The organism is Microbacterium limosum (genome assembly GCF_036324365.1).
GTDB lineage: Bacteria > Actinomycetota > Actinomycetes > Actinomycetales > Microbacteriaceae > Microbacterium > Microbacterium limosum.
Window position 1 is genome coordinate 361,387 of sequence record NZ_CP137080.1, and the last position, 25,296, is coordinate 386,682.

The window sequence follows — 25,296 nt, forward strand, 5'->3', positions numbered from 1 at the left end:
GCGGACGCCGTCAGGGGCGTCCCATCCCGTGGTACTCCCAGCCGGCGTCCCGCCAGGCGGCGGCGTCGAGGCAGTTGCGGCCGTCGACGACGATGCGCCCGGCCGTCAGCGTCGCGGCGTGCTCGGGGGAGAGCTGTCGGCGATACTCGTCCCACTCCGTGACCACGAGCACGAGGTCGGCTCCGCGGAGGGCCTCGTCGCGGTCCTTGACGTAGGACAGCTGCGGGTGGATGCGCTCGGCGTTCTCGAGGGCCTCGGGGTCGGTCACGGTGACCCACGCCCCGAGGCCTCGCAGGCGCACGGCCACGTCGAGGGCGGGGGAGTCGCGGATGTCGTCGCTGTGGGGCTTGAACGCGGCGCCGAGCACCGTGATGTTCTTCTTGAACACCGAGCCGCCGAGCGACTCGATCACCAGCTGCACGGCACGCTCGCGGCGGCGCAGGTTGATCGCGTCGACCTCGCGGAGGAACGCGACCGACTCGCCGCGGCCGAGCTCTTCGGCGCGGGCCGAGAAGGCGCGGATGTCTTTCGGGAGGCAGCCGCCGCCGAAGCCGATGCCGGCGCCGAGGAAGCGGCGCCCGATGCGCACGTCGTGGCCGATCGCGTCGGCGAGCTGGGTGACGTCGGCGCCCGTCGCCTCGGCGATCTCGGCCATCGCGTTGATGAACGAGATCTTCGTCGCGAGGAAGGCGTTGGCGGCGACCTTCACCAGCTCGGCCGTCGGAAGGTCGGTGACGATGAACGGCGTCTCCTTGGCCACGGCGGGGTGGTAGACCTCGCGCAGCACGTCGGCGGCACGCTCGCCCGCCTCTCCCGCGGGCACGCCCACGACCAGGCGGTCGGGGTCGACGGTGTCCTGCACGGCCCACCCCTCGCGCAGGAACTCGGGGTTCCACACGAGGGTCGCACCGGCGGCCTCGACCCGCGGCGTCAGCGTCGCGGCGGTGCCCACGGGCACCGTGGACTTGCCGGCCACGACATCGCCCTCGCTCAGGTGGGGCACGAGCGCGTCGACGGCCGCGTTGACGTAGGTGAGGTCGGCCGCGTAGCCGTCCTTCTGCTGAGGGGTGCCGACGCCGATGAAGTGCACGGCGGCGCCGGATGCCGCGGCCATGTCGGTCGTGAACGACAGCCGCCCCGACGCGATCCCCGCCTCGAGGATCTCCTGCAGGCCCGGTTCGAAGAAGGGCGCCTTGCCGGCCGAGAGCGCGTCGACCTTGCGCTGGTCGACGTCGATGCCGACGACCTCGTGGCCGATCGATGCCATGGCTGCGGCGTGGACTGCCCCCAGGTATCCACAGCCGATCACGGAGAGGCGCATGAAAGCTCCTTGGGTGAGGGATGTCTTCCGCCACGTCCCCGGTGGCGGAAGTTCCCCCCTTCCTATCAGACCGAGGGCGCTCTCCCGGAAACGGGTGCCGCGGCACGGCGGCGTACCCGCCCCCGCGGCGGGCATGATGGACACCTACGGGTGGGTCGTCCACCCAGGGGGGGGGCGGGAATGAGCACGCACATCGCGATCGTGTGGAATCCGTCGAAGACCGAGAAGGAGACCCTCGAGAAGGGTCTCGACGGCGCCGGTCTCGTCGCCGGGGCCGAGGTGTCGTGGTTCGAGACCACGGTCGAGGATCCCGGCCAGGGCGCCACCCGTCGCGCGCTCGCCGCCGGTGCCGATCTCGTCATCGCCGCCGGGGGTGACGGGACCGTCCGCGCCGTGGCAGAGGCGCTCGCCGACGCCTCGTCGGATGTCGAGCTGGGCATCGTGCCGCTCGGCACGGGCAACCTGCTCGCCCGCAACCTCGGCCTGCCGATCAACGACGTGCCGGCGGCGGTGGCACGGGCCGTCGAGGGCACGTCGATCCCGGTCGACGTGGGCTGGGTCGACGTCGAGCTGGAGAAGGGCTCCGAGCGTCACGCGTTCGTGGTGATGATCGGCTTCGGCATCGACGCCCACATGATCGCCGAGACGAACGAGGACCTGAAGGCGAAGGCCGGATGGCTGGCGTACGTCGAGTCGCTCGGTCGGGCGCTCACGGCGAGCGAGATCGTGCCGTTCCACCTCACCGCCGACGATCTGCCCGGCCGCGACGAAGAGGGCCACACCCTCCTGATCGCGAACTGCGGCACCCTGCAGGGCGGCCTCACCCTCCTGCCGGACGCCGACCCCTCCGACGGCGAGCTCGACTACCTGCTGCTCAGCGCCGACGGCGTGGGGGAGTGGCTCGGCACTCTCAAGACGATGGTCTGGGACAACGGCCTCGGGCGCCTCATCCGTGGCAAGGACGAGACCACCAGCACGGATGCCGTGACGCACGGCCGCGCGCGCAAGATCCGCGTGACCCTGCCCCAGCCCCGCGCCTTCGAGATCGACGGCGAGGAGATCGGCGAGACCCGGGAGTTCTCGGTGACGCTGCAGCCGGCCGCCATCCACGTGCGCTGAGGCCCGCGGTCAGCGCACCGGTTCGCGCTCGCCATGCGCGCGCGCCCGGTCGCCGGTGTCGCGGCGGGTCTTCGTCAGCACCGTCCAGATCGCTACTGCGACGACGGCGTACGCGGCGAAGAGCGAGGTCCAGACCCAGAACGGGGTCGAGGTCTCCTCCCAGCTGCCCGGGAACGGCAGCAGGACGACCATGAACAGCGACGCCCCCGCGGCGTAGACGATGATCCACATGCCGCGGCTGGCGGAGAAGATCGCCGAACCCGCGAGTCCCCCCAGAGGCAGCAGCATGATGGGCAGCGCGGAGATCCCGAGCACGGTGATGCCCGCGAGCGCTTCGACGGCGAATCGATCGAGGATGCCGCCGGAGCGGGTGAGAGGTTCGGCGAGAACGCCGTAGAGGAACCACGCCGACATGCCCGCGCCGGCAACGTAGGCGATCTCGACGACCGCGAGGCGCAGCCCGTCCCGCGTGCTCAACGCGGCGGGCAGGGCGGCCGCGATGATGAGGCCGAAGACGACGCCCGGCGCGAAGCCCGTGAGGCGCGACAGCAGCACGGAGGCGAGGAGGATGCCGAGGGACCCCGCGACGAGACCGACTCGAGCGGTCGGGCTGATCGCCCACCGCCGTGCGACGCCCGCCACGAGCGCGGCGCCGGCGACCGCCTCGACGCCGAACGCGACGATGTTCGAGGCGACCATCCGCACGGATCCCGCGTTCCAGCCGAACGTCGGGTCGACGAAGCCGGCGATGACCGCCGCGGCGAGCACGCCCAGGGCGAGCGGTGCCGCTCGAGGCAGTCGTGCGCTCGCCGCGCGGGTAGCCCGTGCGACGGGTTGGCCGATTCGGCGGCCGACGGCTGCGAGCGGCGCCCACAGCCGCGAGACACGGTCGTAGTTCTCGCTGATCGCCGTCTCCATCAGCCTGCCGGGGAACGCGAGGATCGCAGCGAACACGAGCGTGAGTCCCAGCGTGCATCCGAGGGTGAGGGGGTCGAGCGAGACCTGGCTCGGAGTGCGCAGTTCGCTGAGAGTCGAGGGCGCGGTCGGCCCGTCCCGGAGATCGGTGGGGGCCGCGGTCGGTGCGCCCTCGTCGATCGCGACATTCTCGGTCGGTGTGTCGATCGCCGTGTTCTCGTCAGGCTCCTCCTCGACCGGATCCGGCAGATCGAGCATGGGGAGGATGCGTGCGCGGATGACCGCGAGGGCGCTGGAGGTGAGGCCGCGGGACGCCATCAAGACCCCGTCGCCCAGCAGCACCTCGCGTGCGGGAAAGGAGAGGACGACCGTGTCGTCCGGTTCTGCGATCAGCGTGTAGACGGGACCGTCCGCCGAATCCGAGCGCGCGTAGCCGTTCGCCAGAAGTCGTTCTCGGAGCGTGTCCTGGTCGGAGACGATCGCGTACCCGACCGCCACCGCGTCGGGGTCGGTGTCACGCAGCCACCAGCAGGTAAGGCCCTGCCCGTCGAAGATCTCCGACCACACGGTCCACGAGGTGGCGTCGTCGTGCATGGTCGGCTCGTCGCTGGTGCCGACGGTCTCGGCTTCGCGGTACCCCGACGAGGCGAGTTCTGCACGCAGCGTCTGGTCGATCAGGTCATCGCATGTCACCGGTGCCGCTGTTGTGACCGGGATCGCCGATCCGGATGCCGCCGACTCGCCGGCGAGCCCGTGAGTCGCGCTTGTCGCGCCCGCCCACATGGCAACGGCGAGAGCCGCCGTGACGAAGACCCCGCGAACGCTCATCGGATGGGCTCGTGAAGCGCGCTGCGTGGGTGTGGTGTCACCGTCGTCTCCCCGGGGTGGCTCCTGGCGGGCGACGGCGAATGGGCGGGAACGTCCCCGTTCCCTCGTTCTCACGCCGCTACCCCCAGTGCGCCCTGGCGGGCGCGTAGCTGTCGTGCTCGTCCTTCCTACCGCAGGCGCCGAAGCCAGGACAAGCGCCGCGCCCGACCGATTCCGCTCAGCTTTCACCGAAGGACAAGCGAGCCGCGAAGGGAGCGAAGCGTCAATCGGAATCGCAGATCAAGCCACGTAAGAGCGCCAAATCAGTGCCTGATCACGCCGGCCTGACACCAGTGGTGACGCGCTGTAGATCAAGAGCGCTACGCGCGGCGGACCGACTAAATAATGCCCAGAGCGAGCATCGCGTCCGCCACCCGTGTAAACCCTGCGATGTTCGCGCCGGCCACGTAATCCCCCGGGGCGCCGTACGCATCCGCGGTTTCCAAACAACGGTCGTGGATGGACCGCATGATCTCTTCAAGCCGCTTCTCCGTGTATTCAAAGGTCCACGAGTCTCGAGACGCGTTCTGCTGCATCTCCAGCGCACTCGTGGCCACACCACCCGCATTCACGGCCTTTCCAGGCGCAAAGCGAACGCCAGCTCCTCGCAGAGCGCGGACCGCGTCGGGACTGGTGGGCATGTTCGCGCCCTCGGCAACGATGCGACATCCATTCCGGATCAACGCTGCCGCCCCGTCCCCGTCCAACTCGTTCTGGGTGGCACACGGCAAGGCGATGTCGCATGGCACGTCCCAGATCGACCCTCCTGGCACATATGCCACTGCAGACCCACGCGCTGCGGCGTACTCGGTGAGCCGTGCGCGACGCGCGCTCTTCACCTCTTTCAACAGTGCGAGATCGATGCCACGTTCATCCAGGATGAATCCGTCGGAATCTGAGCAGGCAACCACTCGCCCGCCGAGCTCAAGAATCTTCTCGATGGCGTAGATCGCGACGTTGCCGGACCCGGACACAACCACACGCTGTCCCTCCAGCCTCTCTCCCGCGAACCTCAACATCTCGTCAACAAAGAAGACGGTGCCATAGCCCGTCGCCTCTGTCCGGACCTGAGAACCGCCCCAGCTGAGCCCTTTCCCGGTGAGGGTGCCTGATTCGTACCGATTGGTGATGCGCTTGTACTGCCCGAACAGATACCCGATCTCCCGTTGGCCGACGCCGATGTCTCCCGCGGGCACATCTGTGTACTCGCCCAGGTGGCGATACAGCTCGATCATGAAGGACTGGCAGAAGCGCATGATCTCGCCGTCAGATCGGCTCCGGGGATTGAAGTCTGAACCACCCTTGCCGCCGCCGATCGGGAGGCCGGACAGTGCGTTCTTGAAGATCTGCTCGAATCCGAGGAACTTCACGATTCCCAGGTATACAGAGGGGTGAAAGCGAAGACCGCCCTTGAAGGGGCCCAACGCAGAGTTGAACTCCACACGGAACCCTCGATTGAGTTGAACACGTCCAGAATCGTCCGTCCACGGAACTCGGAAGATGATCTGCCGTTCTGGTTCGCAGAGACGGCGAATGACTTCGGCGTCTGCATACTCTGGATGCTTACCGACCACCGGACCGAGGCTTTCGAGGACCTCTCTCACGGCTTGATGGAACTCGACCTCTCCGGGGTTACGCGCAACCACTTCATCAAATACAGCAGCGAGTGAAGACTCAAGTACAGACAAACGCACAGACTCCGTTCTGCTCGCAGCCGCGAAGAACGGCTTATCCGCGGTTCCCTCCTGACTCAGTGAGTCGAACAGGAGGGCGCCCTCCAATACAGACACGTCGAACAGGGTCAGTCAAATCCGGAACCGGGGCGCCTGAGTGCGCAAGGGTCGCTCATTCATGGCGCTCTTCGGCCGAGACTCGCTGATCACGAGCTGGATGACGCTGCCCTTCTCGCCGGACCTCGCCCTCGGGCCGCTGCGGACCCTGGCACGCATGCAGGGCAACAAGGTCGATCCGGTCACCGAGGAGGAACCGGGGCGCATCATGCACGAGGTCCGCCTGGGGGTCGACTTCTCGCTCGCTCTCGGCGGGGACAGCATCTATTACGGCTCGATCGACTCCACCCCGCTTTTCATCATGCTCGCCGGTCAGATGGCTCGGCGGGGAGTGCCGCTCGAGGAGCTCGACCCCTTGCGACCCGCAGTCGACAAGGCGGTGCAATGGATCACCAAATACGGCGATACGTTTTCACGAGGCCTTCTGGATGCCCGATGAAGGCTTCTACGCGATCGCTCTTGACCGCGACAAACAACAGGTGAACGCGATCGCCTCCAACGTCGGGCACTGCCTCTGGACAGGCATCGTCGACGACTCGGCCGCTCGCTCCGTGGTCGAACGGCTCCTTTCACCGGAATTCTTCACCGGATTCGGCATCCAGACCCTCGCCACCGGCAACACCCGCTACAACCCCGTCAGCTGCCACAACGGATCGGTGTGGCCCCACGACACCGCGCTCATCGCCGCCGGGATCGCCCGCGACACGCCGACGCGTCGACGACCTCGAACGCCAACTCGCGGACAGCAAACACTGACCCCGACTGATCGCCCGGGGCACGCTTACTCGTGATCAGCACGAGATGCGTCTTCCTGCCCAAGGTCGGGGAAGAGGTGCAGGATTTTTCGCTCGCGTGACGCATGCACTTGTTGGTCGGACGGTGCACATGCCGGCGAATGACGCTTGGTCCTCCCACGACCCTACGCTAAACTTGATGCAATGCGACGCAAGTTCGAATGCGAAGGGAGTTGGGACCAATGCGTCGTTTCCAAAATGGGATGAAGACGGCCCTGCTGCTGGGGCTGCTCACCGGCATCATCCTCGTCGTCGGCTATTGGCTGGCCGGATTCGCGGGCCTGGTCATCGCCACCCTGGGAGCGCTCGCCATGAACGGTGCAGCGTACTTCTGGTCCGACCGCCTGGCTCTCGCCGCGATGCGCGCCCAACGAGTCACTGCCCACGAGGCTCCAGAGCTCACGTCGATCGTTAGCCAGTTGGCGACTGCAGCCGGAGCCCCGATGCCTCGGGTTTTCGTCAGCCCGCTGACGCAGCCGAACGCGTTCGCGACGGGACGTAACCCCGAGCATGCGGCGGTCTGCGTCACCGACGGCATCCTGCGACTACTGACTCCGCGCGAATTGCGTGCCGTCCTCGCACACGAGATGGCGCACATCACAAACCGTGACATCCTCCTCTCCAGCGTCGCAGCGGGCCTCGCGGGAATCATCACTTCCGTGGCGCAGTTCGCCCTCTTTCTTCCCTTCGGATCAGATGAAGACGACGCGCCGAATCCGCTGGGTACTCTCCTGATGCTCATCCTCGCGCCGCTGGCCGCGACGCTGATTCAACTGTCGATCAGCCGTACCCGCGAATTCGAAGCCGATGCGGACGGCGCTCAGCTTTCCGGTGACCCGCTCGCTCTGGCGTCCGCTCTCCAGAAGATCGAGGCAGGCGTGCGAGTTGCTCCCCTCACGGGGGCGACGCCAGCCAGCTCCTCGACCGCGCATCTTATGATCGCCAATCCGCTGTCCGGCGACGCCATGAGCAGTTTGTTCAGCACGCACCCGGCCACGGCAGACCGCGTTAGGAGACTGCTCTCTATGGCCGACGAGCCGAGCATGCGTCGTGGACTCATCACCCCCTACCACCCCGAGCACATTGTGTGATAAGGAGACATCATGACGAACTCATCCACCTCGACACCCGCCCGTGAACTCCTCGCGAGCTATGACGACTATGCGTCTGCGCAGGCGGCGGTCGACCGACTCTCCGATGCGGAGTTCCCCGTTGAAGAGGTCTCGATCATCGGCTGGAACGTGCGCATCGAGGAGCAGGTGACCGGGCGCATGACACTGGCCCGCGCAGCGGGCTACGGCGCCGCATCCGGTGCGTGGTTCGGTCTGCTCGTCGGGCTCATCTTCGGGCTCTTCGCCCCCGGCCTCTTCTGGCTGTGGCTGCTGATCGCGGCGACCGGCCTCGGTGCGCTGTGGGGTGGCCTCTTCGGGCTCGTCGGCCACGGCATCTGGCGCGGTAAGCGGGACTTCTCGTCCGTCCAGAATCTCGCTGCCGAGCACTGGGACGTGATGGTCAATCCCGCGTACCTCGATCGCGCGCGGACACTGATCTCGACGGCACCGCAGCAGCCCTGAATTCTGCCCGCCGCCTGCCCGTCAGGAGGAGTCGATGCTGAAGCGGGAGAGTGACTGCTGCGCGGATAGGTGACAGGTTGTAGTCACGCCGCCAGTGCGACGGTCGTGTTCATGATGGTCTCGAACTCGATGGGCGTCAAGCGGCCCAGGCGTGCCTGGCGTCTGCGGCGGTGGTAGGTCCGCTCGATCCTGGTCACCAACGCGATGCGCAGCTGCTCGCGGGGGGCCAGGTGCGGCGGTTGAGGACGTTCTTCTGCAGCAGCGCGAAGAACGATTCCATGGCTGCGTCTCCGCTGGACCCGACTCTTCCCATGCTCCCGACCATGCGGTGGCGGCTGAGCGCACGGAGCATCTTACGGTTGCGGAACTGACCGGGCCACCTCTGTCCGAATGCACGATGCAGCCGGCGGCGTCGCCGCGCATCGCGACGGCGTTCTCCAGCGCCTGGACCGCCAGACGGGACGTCATCCGGGTGTCGATCGAGTACCCCACGATCCGGCCCGAGTAGACGTCCTCGATCGCGCAGAGGTACAGCTTGCCCCCCGCGGTCCGGTGCTCGGTGATGTCCGTCAGCCACAGCTCGTTCGGAGCGTCGGCGGTGAACACGTGCCGGTTTCGGCCGTTCTCGTCGACGACGGCGCAGAGGTCGTCGTGCACGGGCGGTCCGGGTCGGCGGGCCTTGCTCCGTTTGGGTCTCCCGAACGCGCTGAAACCAGCCGTTGCTCGACGCGATCCGCCACGCGGTCCGGTCTGACATCGCCTCACCGTGGTCGCGGGCCTCGTCGGACCTCTTCGGCGGTCAGTCGATGATCGTCGGCCCGCGCGGGCAGATCCTGACGCAGCAGCGCGGGTGGACGACGGGTGACTCCTTCGTCTGCACGACGATCGACATCGAGGCGCTGCGTCGCGCTCGGGTCGCGAACGGTCTCTACAACCAGTTCAAGGACCTGCGCACCGAGCAGTACCGGGCGATCTACGACACCCCGATCTACCCGAAGAACCAGTACCTCGACGCTCCCCCGGAGGAGAACTGGCTCGCGCGCGAGGACACGACGCGTGCGAACAACATCAAGAAGCTGATCGAGCGCGGAGTGCTGACTCCGCCCACCGGTTACGCGGGCTGAACCAGCTAGTGAGGGCGGCGGATCATCTCCGCCGCCCTCACTCCTATAAGAGGAGTGCGGATGCGCAAGGTCGGAATCCTGGGGATGGGCAGGTGGGGGCAGACGTGGCAGCGCGTGCTCGCGCCGGAGCCCGGTGTCCAGGTCGTCGCCGTCGCCGCGCGGAGCAGGCGGGCGGAGATCAGCTCGCGCTCCCCGCGGCTGCGGGTGTACGACGACTATCGGACTCTTCTCCGAGACCAGGATCTCGACGCGGTCATCGTGACCCTGCCGCCCGGCGAACACCTCGAGGCGGTGCGGCTGGCGGTCGGTCGCGACCTGCCCGTCCTGTGCGAGAAGCCTCTCGTCCCGACGCGCTCGGAGCTGCAGGAGATGGTCGCGCTCGATGAGAGCGCGGGCGTCGCCGTGCGCGTCAACCAGAACTACCGCATGCGCGGGTGGGCGTGCGCCGTCTTCGACCACCTCCCCGCCATCGGCCGTCTGCGCCGCGTGATCATCGAGTTCGCGCAGCCCGAGCTGACCGACGGCGAGCGCGCGGTGCTCGCGCATCCGCTGCTGGCCGACATGTCCATTCATCATCTCGACCTCCTGCGCTTCCTCACGGGGCAGGAGGCGCGGGTGCTCTCCGCCGAGGCAGGGCGACCCGACGACGCGCGCGTATGGGGCATGACGGACGTCGATGCCCGGCTCGCGCTCGCGGAGGGGGCAGAGGTCTCCTACGGTGCCACCTGGGCTGCCCGCGGGCGCCCGACGTCGTGGGACGGCGACTGGACCTTCGAGGGCGACGACGGTGTGATCTCGGTGCGCGATCTGGGCGTGCGCGTCGAGGCGGACAGGCACCCTCTGCGGATCGTGCCGCCCTCACCCGTGGTCGACGATGAAGACCTGCTCGTGGCGTGGCGATCCTTCGTGCGCGTCATGGAAGGCGAGGAGTCCCGGCGTCCGGCCACGGTCGCCGACAACGCCCGCAGCCTCGAGCTCGTCTTCGACATCGCGGATGCGGCCGGTGTGGCAGACCCGAGCGCTCGACTCGCCGCACCCCTCGGTGCCGACCCGCACGCCGCGACCACGTCGCCGGTCGCCGTGCAGGCCAGCGATGGCGTGAGCAGCACCTCCACCAACTGACGACGCGCGGCACGCTTTCCGTCGCGAGCCTCCTCAGAACGGTGGTGGTTCGCCGTGCGCGTTCGAATGATGATCGTCGGGGGTGAATCGCACGTGTGGTGGTGTGGGTGGTTGGTCGGTGTAGGTGAGTCCGCCGGGTGAGGTCCATTGCAGGACGCCGCCGTCGTGTTGGGTGACTTTCCAGGGCGTTTCGCCTTTGAGGGTGTGGTGTCTTCGGCACAGGTGGGCAAGGTTTCCGGTGTGGGTTTTCCCGCCGTGGGCGTAGTCGATCGAGTGGTCGAGGTCGCATCGGTGTGCGGGCTGTCGGCAGCCGGGGAATCGGCAGTGTCGGTCGCGGGCGCGGAGGTATCGTTTCATCTCCGCGGAGGGGGTGTATCGGTCGACGGCGAGGACGCTTCCGGTGATCGGGTCGGTGAGGATCCGGTCCCATCCGGGTGCCCGGGCGGCCAGTTCCCGGGCGGTGTCGGCGTCGATGGGTGTCTTCCCGACCAGGTCGCCTGGTTCGGTGGTGACGCCGGCGAGGGCGAGGGCGGGGACGGTGACGTTGACGATCGCGGTGATCGCCCCGAGCCCGCCGTATCCGTCGGCCAGTCCTTCCCCGGTTTCGATGTTGGGGGTGGAGGTGAGGAGCATGTCGGCGGCGAGGTCCGCCCGGATCTGATCGAGGGTGCGGGTGTCGGTGGGGTCGAGGTTCTTCACCGCTCGGGCTTGTTGGGTGAGCCGGTCGTGGATCCCGTCGATGAGCACCGCCGGGTGCACGATCGTGACGGATCCCATGCCGTCTTCGAGCACGGTCGTCCATACGCCTCGTCGTGCCCGGGCGGCCCGGTGCCGCTCTGTCAGCGACCCCGGTTGCATCTCCTCCGCCACCGGGGCGAGCGCCGCCCGCAGTCGCCGTGGCGTCATACCTTCGGCCTGCCGGACGGCTTCCGCCTCGAACGCCGCCCGCGCCACCGGGTCTGCCACCGGGGTTCCGAGTTCGGTGATCACCCTTACGTGCCGGGCCCCGATCCGCCCCTCACCCCACGCGGTCATCGCCGCCGGGAACTCCCGCACCACCACGGCCGCTTCGCCCATCTGGCGTTGCACCGCCCCGTCGGGCTCCCGCGCCGCGACGGCCAGCTCCGCCGCCACCGCCCGCACGGGAAGTTCGGCGTCCTTCGCCGACGCCCGGGGCAGCACCGCCACCCGCGACGCCGCCAGCTCGGCCGCTTCCGCCAGCACCCGCGCCACCGCGGCCTGCGCGACCGCTTCCGCCCGCCGCGCCGCGACGTAGCGTTCCGCGAGCTCCCGCGCGGCGAGATCCACGTCGTCTCCCCAGGGGGTGGACGACGACACCGGGTTCGAATGCATGTTCGAAACTATAGAACCAGCCTCCGACATCGCCACCCGGATTCCGTCCCGAAATCGACCTCTCGCAGAGAATTTGCATGAGATCTCTCTCATCTGTCCTCTGCCCTCTCGTCGCCCCTCCCGCCGTCCCCTCCCGCCGTCTCCTGACGCTGCCCCTTTGCCGGTGGCAAGGGGCCGTTCCGGCCCCGCGGCAGCCCCCGATCGCAGCGCCGCGCTCAGCGGTCCTCCTTGCGGCGCGTCGGGCCCCCGTCAACCCGTTTGCGTCAGCGGCGAGGTTCGCGTGGACTGGGCGGCATGGATAGAGACAACCCGCCCATCGAGCCCGGTCCAGAGCCCGACACGACGGATGCCGGCGAACCGGACGACACTGACGAGCGCCACGGCACCGCGGGCCAAACGCCCGTCGTCGACTCCGAAGGCAACGTCGGGAGCGCCCCGACGGCCTGACGCGCATTCCGGTAACCACTCGCCCTGGCCTTCCCCTTCCTCGCGATCTGCGGTAGCTGGCTCAAGGGCACGGCGACCAGCACCTCGTTAGCCTGAGGGGATGCCGATCGAGACATCAGCCATCCTGTCCTGGACCCTCCAACAAGAGATCCCGATCCCCGACGACGTCAGCGCTCTCCTCGTCGAAGGCGAACAGCCGGTGGCGTCCTTCAAGACGTTCCGAGACTCCGCCACATTCACGACGAAGCGTCTGATCGTTCGTGATGCTCAGGGAATCACGGGCAAGAAGGTCGAGATCTATTCACTTCCCTACTCGGCGATCAACATGTGGTCGACCGAGAACGCGGGCGGATTCCTCGACCGTGACGCGGAGGTGGAGTTGTGGACGCGCGCGGGTCACATCAAGGTGAAGATCACGAAGGGTGCCGACATCCGCCGCATCGACAGCCTGATCGCGTGGGCGGTGCTGCAGCCCCATTGAGAATCCGGGAGCGCCCCGACGGCCTGACGCTCCCACCCTCCCCACGCGCCAACCTCCCCCCACGCCCGCGCCCCGGCGCAGACGACGCGGCGAGTCCACCCGGCAACAGTCCGAGGGCCGTGTAGGACAGGATGAGCACATCCTGCTTCCTCAGGGGGTGAGCCATATGGATGGCCAGATCGAGTTCGATTTCCGGACGCGCGACACCGACGCTGCCGTGCAGCACCTCCGTCAGAGCTATGGGCGACTAAGCATCCGCGGCGCTGTGGACTACGGCGTCTCTGTGTCCGGGGACCGATGTTTCTCCGTCGGCACCGTCCTGCTCGGGGGCGATTTCGCGATCAACGGCATCGTCGACGGCTTCACCGTCGTCGTGGGACCGGATCGTTATCGCTGGCAGGTCGACGAGGATCGGGGCGACCTGGGGCAGGGCCCGGTCCTCTTCCATCCCCATATCCCGCTGCAGACGTACGTCGACAGGGTGCGGGTCACCGCCGTTCGCTTCGACACCCGCGAGCTGGAGCGCCTGGCCAGGCGTGCGTTCGACAATCCCCACCTCCACCTCGGGTTCGATGGTTCTCGTCCGATCTCCCGACGGCATGGCGAGCGGTGGTCGCCGCTTCTGCGCTCGATCGCGAGCCAGCGGGACGAGATAGTTCACAACGACCTGCTTCGCGCCTCCGCCTATCGACAGCTCGCGGTGGCGACGCTGGGAATCTTCCGCTTCGAACGCACGACGCCCCGCCGATCTGTGACCTCGCGCGGGGCGGCGGTCGCATACCGGGCGGCGGTCGCCTTCATCGAGGAGAACGCCGCGCTTCCCATCACGGTCGAAGACGTCGCCGCCGTCGCCGGAGTGTCGTCCATGAGGCTCGGGCAGATCTTCATGGAACACGCCTCGCCGCCCGAGAGCCCGCGCGCGTGCATCCGGCGCGTCCGATTGGCGGCGGCGCGACGTGACATCTCCCGGTGGGAGCCCGAGGAGTTCACTCTCGGCGACGTCGCAGCCCGATGGGGATTCACGCAGCAGGGCCTCGTGCGCCAGTATCGGCGTGCATTCGGCGTCGACCTGCGCGACTGCGAGGGCGAGGCGGCCTCGGGCGGGGCGAACGGTCAGGCTCCCACGGCGATGGCGCCCGCCGCACGCGCCCTGGCCCCCGCGCCGCGAAACAGCGTGGCCGAGGGAGACTCGCCGAACCGCTCCGCGTAGCGGGCGGCGAAGCGCCCGGGGTGGGGGAGTCCCCACCGGGCGGCGACGTCTGACACGAGCAGTTCGGCAGACTCCGGATGCCGCAGGTTCCGCCGCGCGTACGCCAGACGGATGTCGCGGAGCATGCCCGACGGCGTGTGCGCCCAGCGGCTCTGAAAGCGCTTCTCGAGCGTTCGCAGGCCCACCCCCGCCTCGTCGGCGATGTCGCCGATGGACGCGCCGGATGCGGCGCGCCTGTGCATCAGCGAGAGCACTCGGTGCACGGAGGCGTCGGGGTCGGACGCGAGCGCGTCATCCAGCTCGCTCGTGTACTCGTGCCGCCCCGCGCGGAGTAGGCCCCTCACCACCGCGTCGGTCAGGGTCGGACCGACGAGCGGATCGTCCTCCTCGCGAAGTCGTGCCCACCAGTCGAGCCGCCGCGCGAGAGCCGCCCATTCCCTGCCCGCCGCGCTCGTGACGTCCACGGCGCCGTGGAAACCGATCGGCCGCTGGATGCTGTGACCGAGGATCGAGGCGAGCGCGTTCTCCAGATGCGCGCTCTGCACCTTCACCGCGAGAAGCCTCGCCGGCGTCCTCCAGCCGTCCACGCGAGACGGGGCCGCCGGCCCGTGCACGACGGCCTGACGTGTCGTGGCCCGGTGCTCGCGGCCCGCGTAGCTCATCAGCACGTCCCCATAGAGGGGGAGGTTCACCTGGTACGAGTCGAGGAACTCGGCGGCGCGGATGCTCACGGGCGTGCGGTACTCGAGCGCGCCGATGACGATCGGTCCGATCGTCGAGGCGCGCAGATGCATCCCGAATCCCTCGCCGCGGTCACGCAGGCGGAGGACGTGCGGATGGTAGACGCCGGCGCCGATCGCGATGGCGTCATCGATCGACCGGGTGTTCACATTGACCGCGGCGAACTCATTCACAGACAAACTCCATTGTTGACGTCTTCAAGTATCTCCGGATGCGGCGACCCCCACAAGCAGGCCGGAGCGGGTGTTGTCCGAAATGCGAATCGACGCTTGCTCCCCGCGTCGCGGGGCCGCACCATCAGTCCCACACCCGACCGGACTCTCGAAGAGGAGACGACATGACAGAGACGTCGACAGCGCCTGAAACCACCGCGATCCGCACCGACCTGCTGATCGGCGGCGAATGGCAGCAGCCCGCGGCGGGCGAGCGGATGGACGTCACCGATCCGGCCACGGGTGAGGTCATCGGCGAGGTGGCCGGGGCGACGGTCGCCGACGTCGACGCGGCGGTCGCGGCGGCCCGGAAGGCGTTCGACGACGGCGGCTGGTCGAGGATCTCGGGCCGTGAGCGCTCTCGCGTGCTCCTGCGGGTCGCGGCGCTCATCCGCGAGCGGTCCGAGGAGCTCGCGCAGGCGGAGAGCCCGGACGTCGGCAAGCCGATCATGTTCACGCGGATGATCGACGTGCCGACCGCGGCGGATCAGTTCGAGTACTTCGCCAGCCTCGCGCAGCATCTCGACGGGGCCGTACGCGAGACCCCGCTGCCCGCGTTCGCGTTCACGCGCCGTGAGCCCCGGGGGGTGGTCGCGGCGATCAGCCCCTTCAACTTCCCCCTCATCCTCTCGAGCTCGAAGCTGGCTCCCGCGCTCGCCGCGGGCAACACGGTGGTGCACAAGCCGGCACCGCAGACGCCCCTCAGCGCCCTGCTGATGGCCGACATCCTTCGCGAGGCCGGCGTGCCCGCGGGCGTCTACAACCTCGTGATCGGCCCGGGGCCCGAACTCGGCGACGCCCTCGTGCGCCACCCCGACGTCGACATGGTCGCGTTCACCGGCTCGACGGCGGTCGGTCGCATCGTCGCGCGCACCGCCGGCGAGCACCTCAAGCCGGTCGCGGCCGAGCTCGGGGGCAATGCGGCGAACATCGTCTTCGCCGACGCCGACCTCGACAAGGCGATCGGCGCGGTGATCAACGCCTTCGTGTTCAACACGGGGCAGTTCTGCATGGCGGGGCCGCGGCTCCTCGTGGATCGGTCGCTGTACGAGACGGTGGTCGGCATCCTGGGCAACGCGGTGGGCGGGGTGCCGCTCGGGCGCCCCAGCGACCCCGGCACCGTGATCGGTCCGGTGGCGAGCCGTGCGCAGCTCGAGCGTATCGAGCAGATGGTGCAGGATGCCGTGGCCGCCGGCGGCACCGTCGTCACCGGCGGTCACAGGGTCGAGCTCGACGGCGGCTTCTACTACGCGCCGACCGTCATCGCGGGGCTCGACAACGATGCCGTCGCCGTGAAGGAGGAGGTCTTCGGCCCCGTGCTGACGGTTCAGCCGTTCGACACCGAGGAGGAGGCGATCCGCCTCGCGAACAGTACCCCCTACGGCCTGGCGGCGGGCGTGCAGACCGGCAGCATCAGCCGGGCCCACCGCGTGGCCAACAGGCTCGAGGCCGGAATCATCTGGGTCAACGGGTGGGCGATGCTCGATCCGGCCGTCCCCTTCGGGGGCGTGAAGGCGTCGGGCTGGGGTCGCGAGAGCGGACCCGAGGCGCTGGAATCCTTCACCCGATCGAAGTCGGTGATCGTCACGATCGACCCGGAGGACGCAGCCTAAGCCGCGCAGCGCGGGCCGCCGTTCTTCGCGAGCGGAGGCGACCGCGAGCGTGAACGAGGCGGCGGGGCGCCGAGCTATATTCTGGCTCGGCGCCCCGAGTGCGTGCGCAGAGAATGACCCCCAGGAGCGTCCGTGACCGAACTGACCCGTCCCGCAATCTCACCCGAATCGGCGCCGGCGACGCAGCCCGCAGCGGAGGAGGCGCAGCCGCGCCGGCTGTCGTCGTTCTTCGGCGATCTCGAGCTGCTCGTCGTCGTGCTCCTGGGCATCGTGTCGGTCGCGACGGCGTACACGTCGTTCCAGGCGGCGCTGTATGACGGATTGTCGGCCTCGGCGTACTCGCAGGCGCAGAACTCGCAGACCGAGGCGGAGTCGCTCTACCTCGAAGCGAACCAGACCTACATCCGCGACACCGAGACGTGGTCGCGGCTGACAGAGCTGAGCATCGACATGGACAGCGCCGACCCTGTTCTGGCGGCCTCGGCCGAGGCGAAGTTCGACACGCTGCACTTCGTCGCCGTCGACGAGGCTCTCGATGCCGCGATCATCTGGTCGGACGAGCAGAACGCCGAGGGCGGCGACTACGTGAGCCCGTTCGACTCCGAGGAGTACCTCGGTGCCCGCTTCTCGATGTGGTCGGTCGAGGACGAGCGCAGCGACGCCTTCTTCGCCGACGCCGAGCGCTACAACACGTACGGCGACCGCCTGCAGTTGAGTACCGTGCTCATGGCTGTCAGCCTCTTCCTCCTCGGTGTCGCGGCCGTGGTGAGGGGCCGGCGCACGCAGTGGATGCTCATCGGCTTCGGGGTGACGATCGCCCTGACGGCGACGGTGCTGAACAGCTTCGTCCCCTTCGTCTGGTTCTGAGCCGACGCACGCCCCGCTTCCGGCCTGTTCGGCTCTACGGCGCCACTCCACAGGCCGCGGCCACGTCGGCGTCTTCCGTGCCGAACAGCGTCGGCGTGCGCACCAGCTCGAGCAGCTCGGTGTAGGGCGTCTGCACCACGACCTCGTAGGTGGCCGACTCGCCCGGCCACAGGTCGCTGGTCCACGACACCACCTGGCGCCCGTCGTGCGTGCCCGGTCCGAGCGTGCCGGCGGTGGCGGCATCCCCCAGTACCGTCGAGCCCTGCGGCATGTAGATGTACGTCACCGTGCGGATCAAACCCTCCGGCACGAAGGTGCCGAACCCGGTGATATACCCGGGCAAGGATGTCGCGGCATCCGCCGGCGCCTCGCTGCGCACCGTCACCGACAGCCCTGCGCGCGTCGTGCCGTCGGTCGCCGACTCGCACCAGCCGAGCGAGGTCTCCAGGCGCGCGTAGTAGTCCATCTTCGATCCGGTGCCGTCGTTGACGAACACTCCGAATCGCGTCGCTTCGAGGTCGGTGACGGGCAGCGCGCCCACCAGGGTCGTCCCCTCGAGCACCGTCTGCTCCTCGTCGCGCTCGTTCCAGATGAGCAGCCGGTCTTCCGAGCCCGCCTGCACGAGGGCCTCGACCAGCGCGGTCGGCGACGCCTCGCCCGACGTGAGGGCGCCGAACACCGCCGCCGCCGCGGAGGCGAAGAACGCGTCCTGCTCGGCCGGTTCGGAGTAGCGGAAGTACACGTCGTTCAGCAGAAGCGGGACGGCGTTCTCGCTCGTGAGCACGTCTCCCGACGGCAGCGTCACCGGCCCCGTGGCGCGAAGGAGGTAGGACAGCGCCACGGGGTCGATCGAGATCACTCCGTCGACCGCGGTGCCCGTCGCGCGCTCCCAGAAGGCGCGTGAGAGCTCGCCCGTCAGCGCGAAGTCGGGCACGAGCGTCGTGTTGTGCATGAAGCGCACGGGGTCGAGCCCGTATATGCCCTGCACCTCGCTCGAGAGGGCGGCGATGGGCTCCCCTCCTTGCGTGAGCTCGTTCGCATCCGATTCGCCCGCCAAGCTTATGCGGCCGCCGTCCGTGTTCACGAGAATCACCGCACCTGGGATGCCGCCCAGCGAACGCCATTCAGCGTTGTTCTGGAAGAGCACGAGGTAGTTGCGGGGACCGTCGGCCCCGAGCATCGGGGGGACCAGCTGCGTCGCACGGGCGAGGGCTTCCGTCGCCGTCGCGACCGTGCCCATGAGCTCCGATGCCTCGGCGAGCGGCTGCCGCACGGCGCCCACGAGCCCCGCGGTGTCGAGATCGTCGAGCGAGGCCGCTGACTGTGCGGCGGCCGACGCGGCGGTCGCCGCCGGCTGCTGCATCGCGATCAGCGGCGCGAGGTCGATGGCGCCGTCGCGCGGCGCGAAGGCGCTCACGTCCAGTCCCGCGGCGACGTCGAGCAGCGGGGCCAGGCCGCTCCGCACGAGGGTGTCGATGGATGCCGCGACCGTCGATACGGCGCTCAACTGCGGGCCGATCCAGGGCACGCCCTCGACGAGCTTCCACACGGGGTCGGAGGTGAGGTCACGAGCGGCGGCCGTTTCATCGGCGAGGGCTGCCGCCGCCGTCGCCATCGCCGCCGGCTCGGTGCTGAGCGTCGACTGCACCTCGCCCGCGACCGCCTGCGCCGACGAGAGGTGTTGCTGAGCGAGGAGGGCGCGTACGCCCACCCAGGCGAGCACGGCGATCGCTGCGATCAGGACAACCCCGGTGACGATCGCGAAGACCCGGCCCGCGGAACGTCGGCGGGCGAGGGAGGCAGAGGTCACCGTTTCACCCTAGGCGACCCCGCGATCACCGACCGGGCAGAATCGACCCGTGACGTTCCTCCCCGACGATCTCTACGCCCAGATCGAACGATCGATCCCGCTCGCGTGCGTCGACTTCGTCCCCGTGCGCACCGCGCCGGACGGTGCGCAGCAGGTAGGCCTCATCCTCCGCGACTCGCCCTACGGCCGCGTGTGGTGCCACCTGGGAGGGCGGGTGCTCTACGGTGAGACGCTCGCGGCGGCACTCCGCCGCCACTGCCTCGACACCCTCGGCGTCGAACCAGTGATCGACGACGACCCGCAACCCGCCTACGTGTACCAGTGGTTCCCCGAGGCGGCGCGCCCGGAGTCGCCCGCGACCGGTATCGATGCCCGGAAGCATTCCATCGGCCTCTCCTTCACGATCGAACTGCCGGATGCCGCAGCCATCGTCCCGCAGAACGAGGCGCTCGACTTCGCCTGGTTCACCCCGCCTGCGTGGCCCGAGCCGCTCTGGCCGGGCGGCCGGACGCTGCTCGAGCGCCTGACGAAACGCTCGTAGTCGTTACCCGCGTGAGATCCGTCAGAAGGGGACGTCGTCGAGGTCGGGAACGAAGCCGACGGTGACCGGTGGCGGGGTGTCGGTGTAGCTGACTCCGCCGGGTGAGGTCCATTCGATGACGCCGCCGGGATGGTGTCTCACCCGCCAGGGTGTTTCCCCCTTCACCGTGTGATGTCGTCGGCAGAGCGCAGCGAGATTTCGATGGTGGGTCTGCCCGCCGAGGGCGTAGTCGTGGCCGTGGTCGATGTCGCACCGGTGGGTGGGCATGCGACATCCGGGGAATCTGCAGTGCGGATCTCGGACCCGAAGATGTCGGGTCAGATCTGCGGTTCTGGTGTATCGGTCGACGGCGAGGACGCCTCCGGTGATGGGGTCGGCGAGCACCCGCTCCCATCCCGGCGCGGTCACGGCGAGTAGTCGGGCCGTGTCGAGGTCGATGGGTGTGCGTCCGACGAGTTCGGCGGGGTCGTCGGTGACTCCGGCCAGTGCGAGGGCGGGGACGGTGACGTTGACGGTCGCGCGGATGGATGCGAGCCCGCCGTGGCCGTCGCCGAGTCCCTCACCCGACTCCACGTCGATGCGGTGGGTGAGGGCGATCTCGGTGAGCACGTCGGCACGCACCTGATCCATCGTTCGGGAGTCGGCGGCATCCATCGCACCGGTGTTCGTGTGGCCGTCGTTGAGGACCTCGCGGGCGATCTGGCTGATCAGGGCGTGGATGCCGTGCACCGGCACGGCCGGGCCGCGCAGCAAGAGTTCGGTCATCCCGTCGGCGACATCCCGCACCCACACGCCCCGACCCTCCCGTGCGGCTTGGTGCCGTTGCGCGAAGGTGGTGGGTTGCACCTGCTCGACCAGCCGCGCGAGCTGCGGGCCGAGTCGTCCGGGCGTCGTCGAGGCCGCCCGCTCGAGCGCTTCGCCCTCGAACGCGGCCCGGATGTCGGGGTCGGTGAGCTTCACCCCGTGCTCCACGATCGCCCGCACATGGCCGACCGATACCCGCCCTGCGGCCAATGCCTCCCATGTGGCCGCGAACCGGGTGACAACCGTATGGGCATCATCCATCCGGCGCTGCACCGAGCGGTCGGGCTGTCGGGCATGCGCCCCGAGCTCGGCAGCGAGCGCGCGCAGCGGCAGGTCAGCCTCGCGGCTGGCCGTGCGGGGGATCGCCTCGATGCGTTCCACACCCACGGCCTGCGCCCGCGCAAGCACCGCCATCGCTCGAGCCTCGGCCGCGGCGACATCCGCCACCGCCGCTGCGTACTCCGCCGCGAGCGCCGCGGCAACGGCGTCGACCTCGGGGTCGTTGCCACCGCAGCCGAGTGTCGTATTCATGTTCGAAACTCTACGCGGGGCCTCCGACATCGGCCGGTGATATCAGGACATCGCCGACAAAGTGCGTCGTGTGACGCCCCCGTCAGATCGGCAGGCGGTTCGATCGCTACGCGTTCAGGTTCTCGCGAAGAGTCGTTCCGGCCCGCAGATGCCGCTGTGGCGCTCCCCGCCCATAGTCGGCCGTCACGCAATGTTGCGTGGAGAGGGCATGATGATGCGCGAGAGGACTGACATGACAGACGCCGACGAGAAGAAGTCCCGACTAGCCGAGCTTCGCGAGAAGTTCAACGTTCCCGAGCCGATTCCGACACCGGCTCGCACGACGAAACAAGCGAGCCCGCGCGCGGAGTTCGACGCGTTCCAATCTGTCCAATTCGAGTGGAAGACCACGCTGTTTGCGATGAAGCGTCTGCGCAGTGGAACGATGCTTTGGCGCCTCCGCACGTGGCCCGCAACCGCGATCGGCGTCTTCTTGCTCGTAGCCTCGGTCGTCGGGCTGATCGTGGGCGGCCCCGCAGCGGCCCTTCCTCTCATCGCTGTATGGATGATCTACACCGTCTCATGGACGATGTGGACCATCGTGTTCGAATCGGCGACTCCCCTGAGATGGGAGGAAGTCGTGCACAAGGCCAGCGACTACGCGCACTGGAAGCACAACCCGCGGAACAAACCTGGGTTCTGATCCCAAATACGGCCGTGTCGGTGGGCCCTAACCCCGCAGTTTCCCCACGTGCTCGCGGTACCACTCCACCGTCCGCCGCAGCCCCTCCTCGAGGGAGATCGAGGATCGCCACCCGGCCTCGGCCAGCTTCGACACGTCGAGCAGCTTCTGCGGGGTGCCGTCGGGCTTCGAGGTGTCCCACTCCGTCGCACCCGTGAAGCCGACCACCGAAGCGACAACAGAGGCGATCCCGGCGATCGTCACGTCCGATCCGGTGCCCACGTTCACCTGCTCCGGCCCGTCGTAGTGCTCCAGCAGGTGCAGGCAGGCGTCGGCCATGTCGTCGGCGTGCAAGAACTCGCGTCGCGGCGTGCCGGTGCCCCAGTTCGTGACGACCGGAGCCCCGGAACGAGCCGCCTCGTCGTACCGGCGGATCAGCGCCGGCAGCACGTGGGAACCCTGCGGGGAGAAGTTGTCGTTCGGTCCGTAGAGGTTGGTCGGCATCGCCGAGATCCACGGCAGCCCGTACTGGCGGCGCACCGCCTGCACGTGCAGGATGCCGGCGATCTTCGCGATCGCATACGCGTCGTTCGTCGGCTCCAGGTGCCCGGTCAGCAGCGAGTCCTCGCGGATGGGCTGCTCGGCGAACTTGGGGTAGATGCACGACGAGCCGAGGAAGAGCACTCGCTCGACGTCGACGGAGCGTGCGGCATCCAGCACGTTGACCTGGATGCGCATGTTGTCGCTGAGGAAGTCGACGGGGTAGGTGGAGTTGGCCATGATGCCGCCCACCTTCGCCGCCGCCAGCACGACATACCGGGGGCGTTCGGCCGCGAAGAACTCGAACACGGCGTCGCGGTCTTTCAGGTCGAGCTCCGACGAGGTGCGCCCGATGAGGCGCGAGAAGCCCGCGGCCTCGAGGCGGCGCCAGATCGCCGAGCCGACCAGCCCGCGGTGCCCCGCGACGTAGAAGACGGCGTCGCGGTCGAGCTCGCCCGGCGTGAATTGCAGGCCGTCCGAGGCGACCATCAGAGCGTTCCCCACGACGCGAGCTTCACCTTGTCGTACCAGGGCTTGCCCTCGTGCTCCAGCGCCTCCACGTCGGCGTCGACCATGAGTCGGGCCAGCTGCGCGCCGTCGATCGTCGGCGTCCAGCCGAGCTTCTCCTGCGCGCGAGTGGAGTCGCCGATCAGCGCGTCGACCTCGGTGGGCCGCAGGTAGCGCTCGTCGAACTTCACGAACTCCTGCCAGTCGAGCCCCACATGACCGAAGGATGCCTCGAGGAAGTCCTTGATCGTGTAGCCGACGCCCGTGGCCAGCACGTAGTCGTCGGGGGTGTCGACCTGCAGCATGCGCCACATGCCCTCGACGTACTCGGCGGCGTAGCCCCAGTCGCGGATCGACTCGAGGTTGCCGAGGTAGATGTCCTTCTGCACGCCGGCCTTGATGCGCGCGACGGCGCGGGTGATCTTGCGGGTCACGAACGTCTCGCCGCGGCGGGGCGACTCGTGATTGAAGAGGATGCCGTTGACCGCGAACATGTCGTACGCCTCGCGGTAGTTCTTGGTGATCCAGTAGCTGTAGAGCTTTGCGGCCGCGTAGGGCGAGCGCGGGTAGAACGGGGTGTCCTCGTTCTGGGGCGGGGGAGTGGCCCCGTACAGCTCCGACGACGACGCCTGGTAGAACTTCGTCTTGATGCCCGACAGACGCACCGCCTCGAGCAGACGGATCGTGCCGGTGCCGGTCGTGTCGGCGGTGTGCTCGGGCTCGTCGAACGAGACCCGCACGTGCGACTGCGCGGCCAGGTTGTAGACCTCGTCGGGGTTGATCTCGGCCATCAGCGTGACCAGGCGGGCCCCGTCGGAGAGGTCGCCGTAGTGCAGGAAGAGCTTTGCCGCGGGGTCGTGGGGGTCGACGTAGAGGTGGTCGATGCGGGAGGTGTTGAAGGTGGAGGCGCGGCGGATCATGCCGTGCACCTCGTAGCCCTTGGCGAGCAGCAGCTCGGTGAGGTACGAACCGTCCTGGCCTGTGATTCCGGTGATGAGGGCGCGCTTGGTCAAACGGTGCTCCGTGCTTCGTGCGAGGTGGGGACTTCGGTGGGTTCGTGCGGCGACTCGTCAACGCTCCCATGCCCGCACAGGCGCATGATCATGGCGCTGAACTGGTCGATCGCGGCCTCTTCGTCGAGCACCGTCTCCCGGTAGCGGCGACCGTTGGCGCCGAGCCGGGCGCATCGGTCGGGGTCGGCGCCCAGCGCGAGCGCGGCGTCGAGCAGGTTCGCGGGGTGGCCGGCCGCGACGACGACCCCGGCATCCGCGGCCCGCACCTCGTCGGCCGTGATGCCGGTGGGGTCGGTCGCGGCGAGCACGGGGCGTCCGGTCGAGAAGTACGACGTGAGCTTGCTGGGTACGGCCATCTCCGACACCCCGGCCTTCTCATTGACGAGCAGCACATCGGCCGAGCCGAGAGCGGCGGCGAAGCCGGCGTCGTCGAGGGCGTCGAGAAACTGCAGCGTGGGGATGCCGCGGCCCAGCCGCTCGAGGCGCGCGCGATCCGAGCCGCCGCCGAGCAGCACGAACCGGACCTTGTCCCCTCGGGACGCGGCGAGTTCGGCCGCCGACACGACGTTGTCGAGCCCCTGCTTCACGCCCATGTTGCCGGCGTGGAGGATGACGGTCTCGTCGCCCCAGCCGAGCTCTCGGCGGGCTGCAGCCACGTCGATGACGGGCGAGGGGGGTAGGTGCGTCCAGTTGCGCACGACCTCGATGCGCTCGCGGGGCACGCCGAAGTCTTCGTGCACGCGCGTGGCGAAGCGGTCGTGGATGACGACGACGCGGTCGGCGTTGCGCAACAGCCAGCCCTCGAGCGTGCGCATGATGCGCAGCACGGTACCGCCACCCTGGCCGGTCTCGGTGAGGCCAAGACTGTAGAGGTCTTGCACCCACACCACGAGAGGTGTGCTGCGGTTCAGCGTCTTGGCGCGCAAGGTGGCAAGGGTCGACGAGATGAGGGCGGGAGAGACCGCGACGATGGCGTCGGGAGAGTGCCAGCGCGTCGTCTGCAGGCGTGCGCCGTACGAGACTTCAGACAGCAGGCGCCGCATGCCCACGGGGCGCGCGGGCACGTAGTGCTTCACGCGGTGCACGTGCACTCCGTCGAGATGCTCCCTGCGTGACCACTGCCCGTAACCTGGCGTGACCCGCCAGTTCGGATAATGGGGATGCGTCGTGACGACGCGCGTAGGGTGGCCACGACGAACCAGCCCGCGAGCCATAGCACCGGTGTAAGGGGAAATCCCGGTGTGCTCAGGAGGGTAGTTGAGTCCGAGGACCGTGACGCGTGGGGAAGGTCGCGGCATATCAGTGACACTATCGTGGTAGTGGTTCCGGGCGCGTGAAA

General features: G+C 68.6%; 24 protein-coding genes and 1 pseudogene. 14 read left to right on the top strand and 11 right to left on the bottom strand.

The genetic code is table 11. The features are described 5' to 3' along the window. Positions 1-10: 10 nt before the first annotated feature. The gene (locus RYJ27_RS01775) at positions 11-1,321 is read right to left on the bottom strand and encodes a UDP-glucose dehydrogenase family protein (RefSeq protein ID WP_330171082.1); all 1,311 of its coding nucleotides are present in this window, start codon (positions 1,319-1,321) and stop codon (positions 11-13) included. Positions 1,322-1,501: 180 nt separating this feature from the next. On the opposite strand from RYJ27_RS01775, the gene RYJ27_RS01780 reads away from it, so the two are divergent. Continuing rightward, on the top strand, positions 1,502-2,440 hold the full coding sequence (locus RYJ27_RS01780; RefSeq protein ID WP_330171083.1) for a diacylglycerol/lipid kinase family protein: 939 nt from the start codon (positions 1,502-1,504) through the stop codon (positions 2,438-2,440). Positions 2,441-2,449: 9 nt separating this feature from the next. On the opposite strand, the gene RYJ27_RS01785 is transcribed toward RYJ27_RS01780, so the two are convergent. Both RYJ27_RS01785 and gdhA read right to left on the bottom strand, forming a co-directional pair. Then, a complete protein-coding gene (locus RYJ27_RS01785) occupies positions 2,450-4,183 on the bottom strand; it encodes a hypothetical protein (RefSeq protein WP_330171084.1) in 1,734 nt (577 codons plus the stop codon). Between the two features lie 377 nt (positions 4,184-4,560). Beyond that, positions 4,561-5,910 carry an NADP-specific glutamate dehydrogenase gene (gdhA, locus tag RYJ27_RS01790; RefSeq protein ID WP_330171952.1) on the bottom strand — a complete coding sequence of 450 codons (1,350 nt, stop codon included), beginning with the start codon at positions 5,908-5,910 and terminating at the stop codon, positions 4,561-4,563. A 163-nt stretch (positions 5,911-6,073) separates the two neighbouring features. Here gdhA and RYJ27_RS01795 point away from each other — a divergent pair, with 163 nt between their 5' ends. The 4 genes from RYJ27_RS01795 (at position 6,074) to RYJ27_RS01810 (ending at position 8,380) form a co-directional block, all read left to right on the top strand. Continuing rightward, complete coding sequence (locus tag RYJ27_RS01795) at positions 6,074-6,451, top strand: glucosidase family protein (RefSeq protein WP_330171085.1); 378 nt, start codon at positions 6,074-6,076, stop codon at positions 6,449-6,451. Beyond that, complete coding sequence (locus tag RYJ27_RS01800; protein WP_330171086.1) at positions 6,441-6,803, top strand: amylo-alpha-1,6-glucosidase; 363 nt, start codon at positions 6,441-6,443, stop codon at positions 6,801-6,803. The genes RYJ27_RS01795 and RYJ27_RS01800 overlap by 11 nt, the downstream gene beginning before the upstream one ends. Before the next feature lie 206 nt (positions 6,804-7,009). Then, positions 7,010-7,897 carry a zinc metalloprotease HtpX gene (locus RYJ27_RS01805; protein WP_330171087.1) on the top strand — a complete coding sequence of 296 codons (888 nt, stop codon included), beginning with the start codon at positions 7,010-7,012 and terminating at the stop codon, positions 7,895-7,897. A 12-nt stretch (positions 7,898-7,909) separates the two neighbouring features. Beyond that, entirely contained in the window at positions 7,910-8,380 is a 471-nt protein-coding gene (locus tag RYJ27_RS01810) for a YflT domain-containing protein (protein WP_330171088.1), read from the top strand. Between the two features lie 83 nt (positions 8,381-8,463). On the opposite strand, the pseudogene RYJ27_RS01815 reads toward RYJ27_RS01810, so the two are convergent. Then, positions 8,464-9,070, bottom strand: a pseudogene (locus RYJ27_RS01815) (transposase); the annotation flags it as partial. 29 nt (positions 9,071-9,099) lie between these two features. Between RYJ27_RS01815 and RYJ27_RS01820 the strand changes: the two are divergent. Both RYJ27_RS01820 and RYJ27_RS01825 read left to right on the top strand, forming a co-directional pair. Then, positions 9,100-9,504, top strand: coding sequence for a hypothetical protein (locus RYJ27_RS01820; RefSeq protein ID WP_330172082.1), 405 nt, complete (start codon positions 9,100-9,102; stop codon positions 9,502-9,504). 60 nt (positions 9,505-9,564) lie between these two features. After that, on the top strand, positions 9,565-10,626 hold the full coding sequence (locus RYJ27_RS01825; RefSeq protein WP_330171089.1) for a Gfo/Idh/MocA family protein: 1,062 nt from the start codon (positions 9,565-9,567) through the stop codon (positions 10,624-10,626). A 33-nt stretch (positions 10,627-10,659) separates the two neighbouring features. Here the strand turns inward: RYJ27_RS01825 and RYJ27_RS01830 are convergent, their stop codons facing one another. Further along, on the bottom strand, positions 10,660-11,979 hold the full coding sequence (locus RYJ27_RS01830) for an HNH endonuclease signature motif containing protein (RefSeq protein ID WP_330171090.1): 1,320 nt from the start codon (positions 11,977-11,979) through the stop codon (positions 10,660-10,662). 294 nt (positions 11,980-12,273) lie between these two features. Between RYJ27_RS01830 and RYJ27_RS01835 the strand changes: the two genes are divergently transcribed. The 3 genes from RYJ27_RS01835 to RYJ27_RS01845 all read left to right on the top strand — a co-directional run bounded on the left by RYJ27_RS01835 (position 12,274) and on the right by RYJ27_RS01845 (position 14,117). Beyond that, positions 12,274-12,426: a hypothetical protein gene (locus tag RYJ27_RS01835; protein WP_330171091.1), complete on the top strand. Its 153-nt coding sequence runs from the start codon at positions 12,274-12,276 to the stop codon at positions 12,424-12,426. A 100-nt stretch (positions 12,427-12,526) separates the two neighbouring features. Then, the gene (locus RYJ27_RS01840; RefSeq protein ID WP_330171092.1) at positions 12,527-12,907 is read left to right on the top strand and encodes a PH domain-containing protein; all 381 of its coding nucleotides are present in this window, start codon (positions 12,527-12,529) and stop codon (positions 12,905-12,907) included. Between the two features lie 157 nt (positions 12,908-13,064). Next, positions 13,065-14,117: a hypothetical protein gene (locus tag RYJ27_RS01845; RefSeq protein WP_330171093.1), complete on the top strand. Its 1,053-nt coding sequence runs from the start codon at positions 13,065-13,067 to the stop codon at positions 14,115-14,117. On the opposite strand, the gene RYJ27_RS01850 is transcribed toward RYJ27_RS01845, so the two are convergent. Continuing rightward, the gene (locus tag RYJ27_RS01850) at positions 14,021-15,031 is read right to left on the bottom strand and encodes an AraC family transcriptional regulator (protein ID WP_330171094.1); all 1,011 of its coding nucleotides are present in this window, start codon (positions 15,029-15,031) and stop codon (positions 14,021-14,023) included. The two genes, RYJ27_RS01845 and RYJ27_RS01850, sit on opposite strands and share 97 nt — an antisense overlap. A 164-nt stretch (positions 15,032-15,195) precedes the next feature. Between RYJ27_RS01850 and RYJ27_RS01855 the strand changes: the two genes are divergently transcribed. Continuing rightward, entirely contained in the window at positions 15,196-16,683 is a 1,488-nt protein-coding gene (locus RYJ27_RS01855; RefSeq protein WP_330171095.1) for an aldehyde dehydrogenase family protein, read from the top strand. A 132-nt stretch (positions 16,684-16,815) separates the two neighbouring features. Beyond that, the gene (locus RYJ27_RS01860; RefSeq protein WP_330171096.1) at positions 16,816-17,550 is read left to right on the top strand and encodes a hypothetical protein; all 735 of its coding nucleotides are present in this window, start codon (positions 16,816-16,818) and stop codon (positions 17,548-17,550) included. Positions 17,551-17,584: 34 nt separating this feature from the next. Here RYJ27_RS01860 and RYJ27_RS01865 read toward each other — a convergent pair whose 3' ends face one another. Then, positions 17,585-19,360 carry a DUF4012 domain-containing protein gene (locus RYJ27_RS01865; protein ID WP_330171097.1) on the bottom strand — a complete coding sequence of 592 codons (1,776 nt, stop codon included), beginning with the start codon at positions 19,358-19,360 and terminating at the stop codon, positions 17,585-17,587. A 49-nt stretch (positions 19,361-19,409) separates the two neighbouring features. Between RYJ27_RS01865 and RYJ27_RS01870 the strand changes: the two genes are divergently transcribed. Further along, the gene (locus tag RYJ27_RS01870) at positions 19,410-19,901 is read left to right on the top strand and encodes a DUF4916 domain-containing protein (protein WP_330171098.1); all 492 of its coding nucleotides are present in this window, start codon (positions 19,410-19,412) and stop codon (positions 19,899-19,901) included. A 21-nt stretch (positions 19,902-19,922) separates the two neighbouring features. Here the strand turns inward: RYJ27_RS01870 and RYJ27_RS01875 are convergent, their stop codons facing one another. Then, complete coding sequence (locus RYJ27_RS01875; RefSeq protein ID WP_330171099.1) at positions 19,923-21,236, bottom strand: HNH endonuclease signature motif containing protein; 1,314 nt, start codon at positions 21,234-21,236, stop codon at positions 19,923-19,925. A 232-nt stretch (positions 21,237-21,468) separates the two neighbouring features. Between RYJ27_RS01875 and RYJ27_RS01880 the strand changes: the two genes are divergently transcribed. Beyond that, on the top strand, positions 21,469-21,918 hold the full coding sequence (locus tag RYJ27_RS01880; protein WP_330171100.1) for a hypothetical protein: 450 nt from the start codon (positions 21,469-21,471) through the stop codon (positions 21,916-21,918). Between the two features lie 27 nt (positions 21,919-21,945). Here RYJ27_RS01880 and RYJ27_RS01885 read toward each other — a convergent pair whose 3' ends face one another. Genes RYJ27_RS01885 through RYJ27_RS01895 form a run of 3 tightly spaced genes read right to left on the bottom strand, consistent with a single transcriptional unit; the run spans position 21,946 to position 25,255 of the window. Then, positions 21,946-22,926, bottom strand: coding sequence for a GDP-L-fucose synthase family protein (locus tag RYJ27_RS01885; RefSeq protein ID WP_330171953.1), 981 nt, complete (start codon positions 22,924-22,926; stop codon positions 21,946-21,948). Next, positions 22,926-23,957, bottom strand: a complete 1,032-nt coding sequence (gene gmd, locus RYJ27_RS01890) for a GDP-mannose 4,6-dehydratase (protein WP_330171101.1) — start codon at positions 23,955-23,957, stop codon at positions 22,926-22,928. Before gmd ends, RYJ27_RS01885 begins: the two co-directional genes overlap by 1 nt. Further along, a complete protein-coding gene (locus RYJ27_RS01895) occupies positions 23,954-25,255 on the bottom strand; it encodes a glycosyltransferase (RefSeq protein ID WP_330171102.1) in 1,302 nt (433 codons plus the stop codon). Before RYJ27_RS01895 ends, gmd begins: the two co-directional genes overlap by 4 nt. Positions 25,256-25,296: the final 41 nt, after the last annotated feature.

Excerpts from the sequence above, each read along its gene's own strand:
- RYJ27_RS01810 (WP_330171088.1), top strand. The coding sequence starts at position 7,910 with ATGACGAACTCATCCACCTCGACACCCGCCCGTGAACTCCTCGCGAGC.
- RYJ27_RS01835 (WP_330171091.1), top strand. The coding sequence starts at position 12,274 with ATGGATAGAGACAACCCGCCCATCGAGCCCGGTCCAGAGCCCGACACG.
- RYJ27_RS01875 (WP_330171099.1), bottom strand. The coding sequence starts at position 21,236 with ATGAATACGACACTCGGCTGCGGTGGCAACGACCCCGAGGTCGACGCC.
- RYJ27_RS01885 (WP_330171953.1), bottom strand. The coding sequence starts at position 22,926 with ATGGTCGCCTCGGACGGCCTGCAATTCACGCCGGGCGAGCTCGACCGC.
- RYJ27_RS01795 (WP_330171085.1), top strand. The coding sequence starts at position 6,074 with ATGGCGCTCTTCGGCCGAGACTCGCTGATCACGAGCTGGATGACGCTG.
- RYJ27_RS01895 (WP_330171102.1), bottom strand. The coding sequence starts at position 25,255 with ATGCCGCGACCTTCCCCACGCGTCACGGTCCTCGGACTCAACTACCCT.
- RYJ27_RS01780 (WP_330171083.1), top strand. The coding sequence starts at position 1,502 with ATGAGCACGCACATCGCGATCGTGTGGAATCCGTCGAAGACCGAGAAG.
- RYJ27_RS01830 (WP_330171090.1), bottom strand. The coding sequence starts at position 11,979 with ATGCATTCGAACCCGGTGTCGTCGTCCACCCCCTGGGGAGACGACGTG.
- RYJ27_RS01805 (WP_330171087.1), top strand. The coding sequence starts at position 7,010 with ATGAAGACGGCCCTGCTGCTGGGGCTGCTCACCGGCATCATCCTCGTC.
- RYJ27_RS01825 (WP_330171089.1), top strand. The coding sequence starts at position 9,565 with ATGCGCAAGGTCGGAATCCTGGGGATGGGCAGGTGGGGGCAGACGTGG.
- RYJ27_RS01800 (WP_330171086.1), top strand. The coding sequence starts at position 6,441 with ATGCCCGATGAAGGCTTCTACGCGATCGCTCTTGACCGCGACAAACAA.
- RYJ27_RS01855 (WP_330171095.1), top strand. The coding sequence starts at position 15,196 with ATGACAGAGACGTCGACAGCGCCTGAAACCACCGCGATCCGCACCGAC.
- RYJ27_RS01840 (WP_330171092.1), top strand. The coding sequence starts at position 12,527 with ATGCCGATCGAGACATCAGCCATCCTGTCCTGGACCCTCCAACAAGAG.
- RYJ27_RS01785 (WP_330171084.1), bottom strand. The coding sequence starts at position 4,183 with ATGAGCGTTCGCGGGGTCTTCGTCACGGCGGCTCTCGCCGTTGCCATG.
- RYJ27_RS01775 (WP_330171082.1), bottom strand. The coding sequence starts at position 1,321 with ATGCGCCTCTCCGTGATCGGCTGTGGATACCTGGGGGCAGTCCACGCC.
- RYJ27_RS01880 (WP_330171100.1), top strand. The coding sequence starts at position 21,469 with ATGACAGACGCCGACGAGAAGAAGTCCCGACTAGCCGAGCTTCGCGAG.